Origin of the sequence: Liquorilactobacillus mali KCTC 3596 = DSM 20444, assembly GCF_000260415.1 — a bacterium.
Lineage (GTDB): Bacteria > Bacillota > Bacilli > Lactobacillales > Lactobacillaceae > Liquorilactobacillus > Liquorilactobacillus mali.
The window spans coordinates 1-10,654 of the sequence record NZ_BACP01000038.1 but is presented as its reverse complement, the minus strand read 5'-3'; the positions used below and the strand labels follow the sequence as shown (position 1 = coordinate 10,654).

The window sequence follows — 10,654 nt, the reverse complement described above, 5'->3', positions numbered from 1 at the left end:
AAAGCTATTACTAGCGCTGGTAAAAAAATACCTTTTGTTCAATTGTTCTATAAGCTTAGTTTATTGGGCGATCTGTTACTAATATATCGTCCAATTTCCAAAAATACCTTTTCCTTTAAAAAATTTTTTTGGGAGAGTTAAATATTCCAGAATTTTATCAAAAACTAATTTATTATCCAAAAATAAAAGAGGCAATCCTCTCAATGAAGAATTGTCCCTTTTATCTCGTTTACCCAATCCAATATAACATAAACAAAAGCGACTAAATGTTTACAATGTTGCAAAGTACAACAATGTACGAATCATATTTGAGGTGAATCCATATTCATTATCATACCATGCAGCAACCTTAACCAATTGTTGTCCATCGCCCTCAATAATTTCTGTTTGAGTTGGATCAAAGACTGTACCATGCGTATCGTTGATAATATCAGTTGATACCAAGCCATCACCATTGTAGCCAAATGAATCAGACTCATACTTTTTCATAGCTGCATTAACTTCTTCAACTGTAACATCTTTTTTCAAGGCCGCAGTTAATTCGGTAATTGAACCATCCTGAACAGGGACACGAATGGCTGAACCAGTTAACTTACCGTCCAGTGAAGGTATAACTAACCCAATAGCGTTAGCAGCTCCGGATGAATGTGGCAATGAATTTGCGGCCGCATCACGATTTGCTTGACGTTTTGCAAAGTTGGTTTCCTTAGGCCCATCTTGCAAACTTTGTGAAGCCGTGTACGCGTGTATTGTTAGCATTAATCCAGTTTTGACACCGAACTCTTTTTCTAATACATTCGCCATCAGTGCCAGTGATTGTGTCGTGCATGAACCAGCCGAAACAATTTTGTCATCTTTATTCAAAATATCTTGATTAATACCATAAACAACAGTAGGCATTGAACCAGCAGGTGCTGAAATCAATACCTTTTTGACTCCTGCATCTAGATGTGCTTGTGCTTTTTCAGCTGAAGTATAAAAACCAGTAGCTTCCAATACATAGTCAACACCATCATTAGCAACCCACTTCAAGTCAGCAGCATTGCGTTCTGAATAAACGTTATAATGTTTACCATTGACGATAATACCACTTTCATCAGATGAAACATCAGCATTAAAAGTACCATGAATTGAGTCATACTTCAGTAAGTACGCCAACATGTCAGGGCTTGTTAAATCGTTAATAGCAACCACTTCGATATCTGATGCTTTGTCCGATAATCCGAGAATACGACGGAAGGCCAAACGTCCAATGCGTCCAAATCCATTAATACCAATTTTAACAGTCATATATAGATCCCTCCAATATTTTTAATCCATTCCAACACAACTTACGCGTTCAGTTTAACATAGAGTTTTTGCATACGTAGTTAATATGCATTACTTTATGTTGCCGCTTACAACTACACCAAATAGCTAAATATTTGAAAATAATCAACTGAATTAACATTTTTACTTAGCGTATAAATAATGCTTTTTTCATCATCATTTTAATGATATTAAAAAAAAGTTTGATAACCTACGTTTTGTCTAATTTTTCGTGATACTTTACGTACTTTTTAGTAATACCATGCTAGTAGGTCTATAAAAATTCTCTTTCAATAATTGTGTAAAAGGAATTGGGTTTAATTAAGTTAGATTACTTTTCCCAGTAATCATCATCGCCAAAACTCAGATGTGTTGCATCATGCCTGTATGCTTCAAACTCATCAAGCGCTTGCTTATAAGTACTTACAGCTGTTTGGTAAGCATCTTTGCCAAATAAGTAATGCATGGGTTGCTTTTCCATGTTCGCCAACTTGATAAAAGCCTTAGCTGCTAGTTTTGGATTACCATCTTGCGAACCAGAACGTGTTTCTGAAGCTATTCTTGCTTTATGAACAAGGTTATAATCATCAATTAAATTCGTAGCTCCTTTGTGACTCGCGCCAGCCCACTTAGTTCGAAAGGCACCAGGCTCAACATTGGTTATTTGAATGCCAAAGGGTGCAACTTGTTTGCGTAAAGATTGAAATAAGCCTTCCATCGCAAACTTTGTCGCATGATAGTAGGCAAATGTTGGGAAAGTAGCCAAACCACCAATCGAAGTAACATTTATAATACGACCAGAGCGATGCTCCCGCATTTTTGGCAGAAGGGCCAATGTCATATCATTGGCACCCCAAAAATTAGTTTCCATCATACGTCGTACTTCTGACTGATCTGATTCTTCAACCGCTCCGAAATAGCCATAACCAGCATTGTTCACCAAAACATCAATGAAACCAAAGTGTTCTTCCGCTTGTGAAACAGCCTCATGAATTTGTTCTGGTTTAGTCACATCAAGAGATAACTTTAAAACATCAGCCTCTCCTGTCGGTAAATCTGAAAGACTGGATAATTTTCTTGCTGTTGCAACAACTGGATAACTTTCATGAATTAACTCTTCAACAAGTGCTTTACCAAAACCTGACGAAGAACCTGTTACAAACCAAACCTGATTTTTTTTGCTCATTCTAATACCACCTTTCATTAATTGATATCCTGATACTAGCATGTTAAAGTTACTTGAAGTCAACTTTAGATTTGAGGTAAAAATAATGAAATCAATTTCAGAGATTGCTGCACAGCATCATTTAACAGCATCAGCTATCCGCTATTATGAAAGCGAGGGCCTGATTACTATTCAACGTAATCGAATTGGCAACCGCTTGTTTGATAGCAAGAGTGAGGAACGCATTCGAGCACTCTCTTATCTTCATCAGGCAGGTCTGTCATTAAGTGAGATGAAAGATTATATTAGCCATTTAGCGGATCATGACTACGAAGTTGAACTGCTACAAGCCAGCCGCCAACGCTTAGAAAACAAAATAACACAATTAAACCGCACGCTACAATTTTTAGATTATAAAATTGAATACCATAAAAATAATCCCAAAATTACCAACAGTAAATAATTAATAATTTTCTTGATTATTATAAGGTTTATAAAATCTAAAACTGCTTCAAATTTTTTCTATAGTAATCCTTTTGGAAAATATTTTTTAAGCATCTGCTGACCCATTTGATGCTCTGTTTCATCGGGGCTTGTTTGACCTGCTTGTCGCATTTGGGCTGCAAAACCTGCGTTAACGCGAATTTTATTATTTTCCATACCAGAAATTGCAACAGCCACTAAATCTTTTAATGACATATTGTTAGGCATATCAGTTGAAACTATTGATTCTAAGTTAGTCTCCGCAACTAATGGTGGAACGAGTTCCATAACGTGAATATTGTTAACCTGGGCATAATCTAATTGTTCTCGTAAGGCACTAGTAAACATATGAACACCTGCTTTAGTGGCTGAATAGACGGGGTGAGAAGCAGCACTGAGGTTAGCTAAGCCAGAACTAATATTTACAATTAATACTTCTGATTTGGAAAGTAATTGAGGTAGAAAAATTTTATCAACAGTGATCGTTCCAATTAAATTAGTACTAATTTCAGCGATCATATCAGTTACACTTAATTCTTCATCGAGTAAATTATATGAACGCATAATTCCAGCGGAATTAATCACGATATTTAAATCAGGGTAATTTTTTTTTGCCCAGATAGCTAGTTCTTTTACAGATGATTCGTTACTAACATCAACAACATGTGTAATTAACCCAGGATCACTTTCATTAACTTGGGTTATTTTTTTTGTAGACCGCCCCGTAACGATAACAGTATTTCCTGCTTTTTTTAACTGACGGGCCAATTCTAACCCAATACCAGATGTACCACCAGTAATTAAAATAGTATTATTTGTTAATTTCATTTGTTTACCTCCAATATAAAATTCATAAAAGTTACATTATTATAATTTTGTAACTTATGAATATAGCATATCATTAAAGTAACAAAAGTCAATAAAAGTAACTTTGTGTTATAATTAATGTATGACAAAACTAACAAATGATTTAATTTTAAAAACAGCGGCCGAATTAGTAGAACAAAAGGGTGCAACTGATGTCACTTTATCTGATGTTGGAATAGCTTTAGGCACAAGCCATGCAGCTATTTATAAGCACTTCAAAAATAAACGCGATTTATGGACATCTCTATCTTTATACTGGCTTGATCAGGTTTTAATTGATATTCTTCCATTTAATACTGACCATTACGCTAGTAAAAAAGAGATCGCCCATGATTGGTTATGGAAATTTGCAAATGGGAAAATGCAAGCATATTGGCATAATCCTCAAATGTTTAAGCTCTACACTGATTACATTGAGAATGACCCAGTTGTTTTGGAAAGGCATCTTAATGACCTATATCAAAGTTTAGCGAAAGCACTTAAAATAAGAGATATGGCACGTATTAGGGCATTAATTCAAGCTTTCGCATGTTTTACAACTCCTGCTTTTTCATCTACATGGGGACCAGAATCACGACAACAATTTGAAGCTATTTGGCAGTTGATAGCACCTAGTTTCAATGAAACAGAAGATTAGAACAAGTATGTATTTTGACTATGAATTAATTTGAAGTATCTTCAGGTTAGTTTTCCTATATGTTTAACTTGCTAAAAAGTTCGCATAGAATAACATTCCTAAAATAACAAAAGTAAGCGTCCACCAGCATAGCTGGTGGCTTTTTAGCCCTAGAAGGGATTGTCCAAACACAAAAAACACCTTTGAGGAGCCCGACAAAACACCATCAACCGCTACTGCATTATCTTAATTCTGTTTTGACTTTTTAAATAAATCTACATATTCTCGTTTACTAATGCTATAATTGAGCTGGTTTTCTGTTTATTGTTCTCGAATATATTTTATTTGATTGAATTTAATTTTTGATACATAATTCCACAAAGAGGTATTTTTAAATAAATAAATAGACCCCAAGCAATTAAGTTGGAGTCCATGAGTGATAGATTGATTAAGTCCACTTTAAGGGGTAAAACCTCTTATTTTCACAATTACCTTACCTATATATTATCATTTCCTAGTTATCAAATCCAATATGCTATACTGATTATTTGCTACAGTACAAGTTTGATTGCCTTTAATCAAACTGTATGCTAAAGGTTGAAAACTCTTTTTGCAATTTGATAAAAACCTGAATTTCTCCTTTATTATACTTAGAAATTACTTTTTTTCTTAATAAAGGAAAATGAGTGTTGTGAACTAAAAAATAAGTATTAAATCTTCAAAATTTAGAAGACTCAATACTTGTTTTTATATAGATTTTTAACTAACAGCTAACAATTGAATGGTTAGATTATCCCACCAGTCATTTGGCGGTTCATTTGGTCAACAGAAAGTGTCTTCTTTGTTAATCCTAAAATAACCGCTGTGATAATTGTTCCAATTAAGATACACCCAATATAAAGAATGGGTTTATTGCACGCAATTGGAATAACAAAAATACCACCATGGGGAGCTTGAAGAGTGATACCAGAAGCCATACATATTGCTCCCCCAACTGCTCCTCCAATTATATTTGCTGGAATCGTTCGAAGTGGGTCTCCTGCGGCAAATGGAATTGCACCCTCAGTTATAAAGCTTGCACCTAAAACCCAGTTAGCTTTCCCCGCTTCTTGCTCTGCAATTGAAAATTTATTTTTAAATAAAAGAGTTGCAAGCGCAATGCCGAGTGGGGGCACCATTCCACCAACCATTAAAGCAGCGGAAGGAGCATAAATTTTTGAAGCAAACATTGCAAGACCAAATGCAGAAGCCGTTTTATTGATTGGACCACCCATATCAGATGCCATCATACCCGCAAGAATTGCACCCATCAAAGCCGCACTAGTTCCATTCATAGACTCTAGCCATGCAGTCAAGACTTCAATCAATTTAGAAAATGGTGTATTAATAACAAAATACATGACGAACCCGACTATAAAAGTAGCAAGCAAAGGAATAACCAAAACACCCATTAACCCTTGATAAGAATGAGGAATTTTGCGAGTTTTGGTTACGATGAACTTAGTAACATAACCGGCTAAAAAGCCTGCTACCATACCACCAAGGAACCCAGATCCACCATTAACTGCCATCATACCACCAATCATACCTGGTGCTAGTCCCGGTTTGTCAGCAATGCTCCATGATATAAATCCAGCTAAAATTGGGACATATAACTTAAATGCCGCATTACCACCAATTTCATTAAAAAAAGCCGCCCAAATGTTATACTGATCACTTTTTGGATCTGAAGCGTAAATTCCAAACATGAAAGATATAGCAATAAAAATTCCACCAACAACAACAAACGGAATCATATAAGAAACGCCACTCATAATATGAGTGTAAAAAGCTCTGCCAAATTTAGCTCCCTTACTTAATTCTTCATCTGTCTTTTCTTTCTTACCTATTGCAGTTTCGAGATTTTTGGGAGAATTTTGAAAATTTGAAGTTGTAGTGTTATGCATAGCAGTTTTGCTTAGAGCTTCATCAATAATTTGGCTTGGATTATCTATTGCTCTTCTTACTGGAACATCCAAATAGGATTTATTGCCAAATAGACTTGTATCAACTTTAACATCATGTGCAATGACAATTGCATCAGCCTCAGTCACATCCTTAGAACTAAGTTTATTTTCAGCTCCTGTTGCACCATTGGTTTGAATTTTAACTCGCATACCGCGTTTTTTTGCTTCACTAGTTAAAGCCTCGGCAGCCATAAAAGTGTGTGCAATTCCTGTATTGCATGCACTAATTCCAATTAGATACTTACCAGTTAAATTCCGCGCTTGGGTCATTTCATCTTCTTTATTCTTTTTTGAATCTTCTTCTATTAATACATCGTATATTTTGCGTGGACCGTCTGCAGTAATAAGTTTTGCGCGAAATTTTTCATCCATTAAAAATGTCGAAATCTTTGAGAGCATTTTTAAATGTTCCTCAGTCGCATCAGCCTCTGCTGCAATCATAAACACTAAGTTAACTTTTTTTTCTCCCCACTGAATTCCACTAAGATTCCTTAAAACACCAATAGTTGCTTTACTGACAGCAGCTGTTTTTGCGTGAGGGATTGCAATCCCGTAACCGACAGCTGTTGAAACTTCATTTTCACGTTTGTAAATTGCTTGTTTGAATATCTTAGCATTATCGATATATCCATTCACATTTAATTTTTCAATTAATGCTTCAATAGCCTCTTTTTTTGTCATAGGTTTGATGCTGGTTTCAATATTTTTTTCATCTATCAAATCATTGATTTGCATATTATTCGCCTCCTGTAGAATGACATATACATTACTAATGATTTAAAATTCAAATTTCGTATAGAGAAGCTTTGCCAGTTGAAGCGAACAAATCCATTTTGTATTCCACAATTTTTTGAGCTGCCCTTCTAGCAGTTGGCATAAGTTGATCTGGTTCATAGGCCTCTGGATTTTCGGCCAGATTTTTACGAAGCTGTTTAAAAAATGCCGTTTTCATATCAGTAGATAAGTTTATTTTTGCAACACCATATTTATAAGTTTTACGTATTTCTTCATTTTTATTGTCAGAACCACCATGTAAAACCAAAGGTATATCAACAGCTTCGTGAATTTTTTTAAGAAGGTCAATTCGAAGTTCTGGTTTTTCAACATGGCTATAATGCCCATGGCGAGTACCAATAGCAACCGCTAAGGTATCTACACCAGTTTCATTAACAAATTTTTTTGCATCTTCAGGATTGGTATATAAAATTTCATTAACCCCATTTCCTTCAGAACTAAGTTCGTTTGATCCAATTGTACCAAGCTCAGCTTCAACAGATACATTGACTGCATGAGCAACTTCAACAACTTTTTTTGTTAATAAAATATTTTCCCTCCATGGTTTTGCAGAGGCATCAATCATTACTGATGTATATCCATTATGAATTCCACGAACACAATCTTCTAAAGTTGCACCATGATCTACATGAATTGCCATCGGAATGTGTGTACGATCAACAGCTTGACGTACATATGCAATAAAGTTTTCTCCAACCAAACCAATTTCATTTGGATGAATTTGAATAATAGCCGGTGAATCCTTTTTTTCAGCAGCAGCAATAATAGCTTCTACAAACTCACTGTTAGCAACATTATAAGAACCAACTGCAAAGTGATTCTTGTACGCAACACTTAGTAAATCAGTCATGTTATAAAGCATTATGATAATCTCCTTTTTTGATTCCAAATTTGGACAAATTCTTGCTTTGTTTTTGTTTGTAATAACTTCTGTATTAATCTAAGATTACTTGTGCATTGGTATACATCATTAAAAAAATCTTTATTGATTTTCAAATCAGCAGCAGGAATATAAATTATAACTAATCTTACTTTTTGATGTCCCCACTTAATATCTTTATTATTAATACCAATAATGATTTTTGCTGAAGTTTCAGAGCCCTTCAAAAATGGATGGGGTAATGCAACCATATTCCCAATATCTGTAGGTGACATTGATTCTCGTTTGATAAAATAAGAAAGTAAACTATCATAACCAGATTTCTTAATAAGATATTCAATAGCATCTGTACTACTTGACTCATTCATATGATAATAATCAAGATCGCTGATTAGTGAAAAAGTGCCAAAAGATTCAACAAATAACTGTACTTTTGAAATATCTTGAGCGTTTAGTTCACGGCTCACATTCATAACATTTTGTAAAGCTTTTTTAGGGGTATCAAAGTCAATTAATATTATTAGTTGATAAGTTTTGGTTTCTTTTAAATTAATGCTTGTCACAACGTCAGTTACTTTAATAGTTGGAAAGAAATTTTGAAGCTTGTAACGGAAAAGTTCAGCTTCAGACTGTTTTCCCTTGAAAACCAATAAAGTTTTAATTGTATCTTTAGCTTCTTCAGCTAAAATTAGTTGAATATGAAGAGCTAGATACGCAATTTCAGACTCCGGAATTCGTAGATTAAAAGCATTTTGCAGACCATCATAAAGAAAACAAGCTATCGAGTAGGCAAATAAATATTCCCTTTTTGTTTTCTTAGAATACGGGTTAAATATTGGAATGCTCTCTTCTATAGGCTTTAACAATCTCAAGATATGAGCGGTAATCTGTTTTCTGTACTGTTTATCTGAATAAAGTGGAATTGAATAGTATAGTTCGGCACTTTGTAAAGAATTCTCGATTACTTTGCGTTGCTTAATATCTATCTCAGGCACAAAAATTCCTGGTATATTCATAGGTAACGAAATAAGATAATTAGTAAGTAATGCAATTTCTGAGGGTTCCGAAATTTTAGGATTTTGACTTGTTAAAACTGTGACGGCGAGTTGATATTCAGAATAATTAACAATTTTTTGATCTACTTTATCTATGGCGATAACATTTCCTTGTTGGTGACGAATCATGAGAATTATCATATGGCAGATAATTTTTGCGTAAACAATAAAGTCCATTGTTGCATGATGCCTAGAAAACACCTTATCTAGTAAGTTTATTTGTTGACCAATTGTATTCTGATCTACGATACCGTTCAATGCTGCATATATTGTCTGTGTAAGATGTTGTTTAGTAATCGATTCGATTAGTACTAGTTGTTCAAGTAATAACCTCTTTTGTGTTTCATTACCTATAATACGGATTCCAATAAAAATTTGAGAATCAAACTGCACTTTAATGTGCCTCTCCTTAATTTTAGAAAAAAGCAATTGTACCTTGCTACGTATGCTTTCAACTGAATAGTGTAGTTGATTAGCAAGCATATCATATGTGATATAGTTTTGCTGATTGATTAAAAGTAAAGCTATTCTAAATAATAAATTTGATTCATCTCCATTCAGAAACTGTTTTTTAAAACCTTTACTGTAAATATTTCTTTGAATTTTGTAACCATGAGCTGAAGAGAGAATTAAAGGAGTTTGCATCTCACTACGATTTAACGTACGTACATAATTTCGAATACTCCTTTCGGTGACCCCAAGCATTTCAGCAAGCTGAGAAGCAGTTAAGTAGCTATTTTGTTGTAATAAAATATCGAGCAATTGATTGATGTTCTTATTCATCTTCCAGCACCTCACTTTCCGAACACCCTAATAACCTCCAATGGACTCTCTCTTTGCTAACTTAACAAGTATATTATAGGCAATTTAGATAGCGCTTACATAAGCATATATTTTTCCGCTATAATAAATTTAAATTTTCCTACCTTCTTTTTGTATGAAAAGATCACTTTCCATTTGCTTTCAAAATTTTGGGAAAATTTAGTTAATATTAGAACCCTTATAACCTAATCTAAATCCTCTAAATAAATACTTCCATACATATATTTACTGAGGATACGATTCAAAGGTGAATTAATTGCTTGATTAAGCGTTTACTACCAATCATGAAATGTGCCAATTTGAATTAGTTTCGGATTAGATCAGTAAAAATTGCTAGAGATGATTGAGCAGACTTGGGAAACTCCGCAATAAATTGACGTAATTTAAATCTGCTCCTAAGTCAATATTTGCCACATGTTTTTCTAGACATTTGTTCTGATTCTTTCAGTATTGAACCAATTAATATAATTTGAGATTCTGAGAATTAAGTCCTCAAAGCTTGAGAAGTGCGTTTGAAAAACAAATTCTCGTTTTAATAATGAGTGAAAAGCTTCTATTTGGCTATTATCGTAAGGATATCCTTGCTTAGAATATGAATGGAAGATTTGATGTCGTCTAAGCAAGTTTTCAACATTTCGGCTCGTATATTGTGAACCC

Annotated in this window: 9 protein-coding genes; 2 read left to right on the top strand and 7 right to left on the bottom strand. The window is 34.2% G+C overall.

Features of this window, described 5'->3' with window-relative positions:
- Nucleotides 1–270 precede the first annotated feature (270 nt).
- Both gap and GSM_RS07435 read right to left on the bottom strand, forming a co-directional pair.
- On the bottom strand, nucleotides 271–1,290 hold the full coding sequence (gap, locus tag GSM_RS07440) for a type I glyceraldehyde-3-phosphate dehydrogenase (RefSeq protein ID WP_003690769.1): 1,020 nt from the start codon (nucleotides 1,288–1,290) through the stop codon (nucleotides 271–273).
- A 349-nt stretch (nucleotides 1,291–1,639) separates the two neighbouring features.
- Complete coding sequence (locus GSM_RS07435; protein WP_003690767.1) at nucleotides 1,640–2,494, bottom strand: oxidoreductase; 855 nt, start codon at nucleotides 2,492–2,494, stop codon at nucleotides 1,640–1,642.
- A gap of 85 nt (nucleotides 2,495–2,579) precedes the next feature.
- On the opposite strand from GSM_RS07435, the gene GSM_RS07430 reads away from it, so the two are divergent.
- A complete protein-coding gene (locus GSM_RS07430; RefSeq protein WP_003690765.1) occupies nucleotides 2,580–2,936 on the top strand; it encodes a MerR family transcriptional regulator in 357 nt (118 codons plus the stop codon).
- 59 nt (nucleotides 2,937–2,995) lie between these two features.
- On the opposite strand, the gene GSM_RS07425 is transcribed toward GSM_RS07430, so the two are convergent.
- A complete protein-coding gene (locus GSM_RS07425; RefSeq protein WP_003690763.1) occupies nucleotides 2,996–3,784 on the bottom strand; it encodes an SDR family oxidoreductase in 789 nt (262 codons plus the stop codon).
- Nucleotides 3,785–3,905: 121 nt separating this feature from the next.
- On the opposite strand from GSM_RS07425, the gene GSM_RS07420 reads away from it, so the two are divergent.
- Nucleotides 3,906–4,460, top strand: a complete 555-nt coding sequence (locus GSM_RS07420) for a TetR/AcrR family transcriptional regulator (RefSeq protein ID WP_003690762.1) — start codon at nucleotides 3,906–3,908, stop codon at nucleotides 4,458–4,460.
- A 764-nt stretch (nucleotides 4,461–5,224) separates the two neighbouring features.
- Here GSM_RS07420 and GSM_RS07415 read toward each other — a convergent pair.
- From GSM_RS07415 to GSM_RS07400, 4 genes are all read right to left on the bottom strand, one after another.
- Complete coding sequence (locus GSM_RS07415; RefSeq protein WP_003690760.1) at nucleotides 5,225–7,180, bottom strand: PTS fructose transporter subunit IIABC; 1,956 nt, start codon at nucleotides 7,178–7,180, stop codon at nucleotides 5,225–5,227.
- Between the two features lie 49 nt (nucleotides 7,181–7,229).
- Entirely contained in the window at nucleotides 7,230–8,102 is an 873-nt protein-coding gene (locus tag GSM_RS07410; protein WP_003690759.1) for a ketose-bisphosphate aldolase, read from the bottom strand.
- Nucleotides 8,102–9,958: a BglG family transcription antiterminator gene (locus tag GSM_RS07405; protein ID WP_003690757.1), complete on the bottom strand. Its 1,857-nt coding sequence runs from the start codon at nucleotides 9,956–9,958 to the stop codon at nucleotides 8,102–8,104. Before GSM_RS07405 ends, GSM_RS07410 begins: the two co-directional genes overlap by 1 nt.
- A gap of 461 nt (nucleotides 9,959–10,419) precedes the next feature.
- Nucleotides 10,420–10,654, bottom strand: a 235-nt coding sequence (locus GSM_RS07400) for an IS3 family transposase (protein WP_010078049.1), incomplete at its 5' end; no start/stop codon positions are given.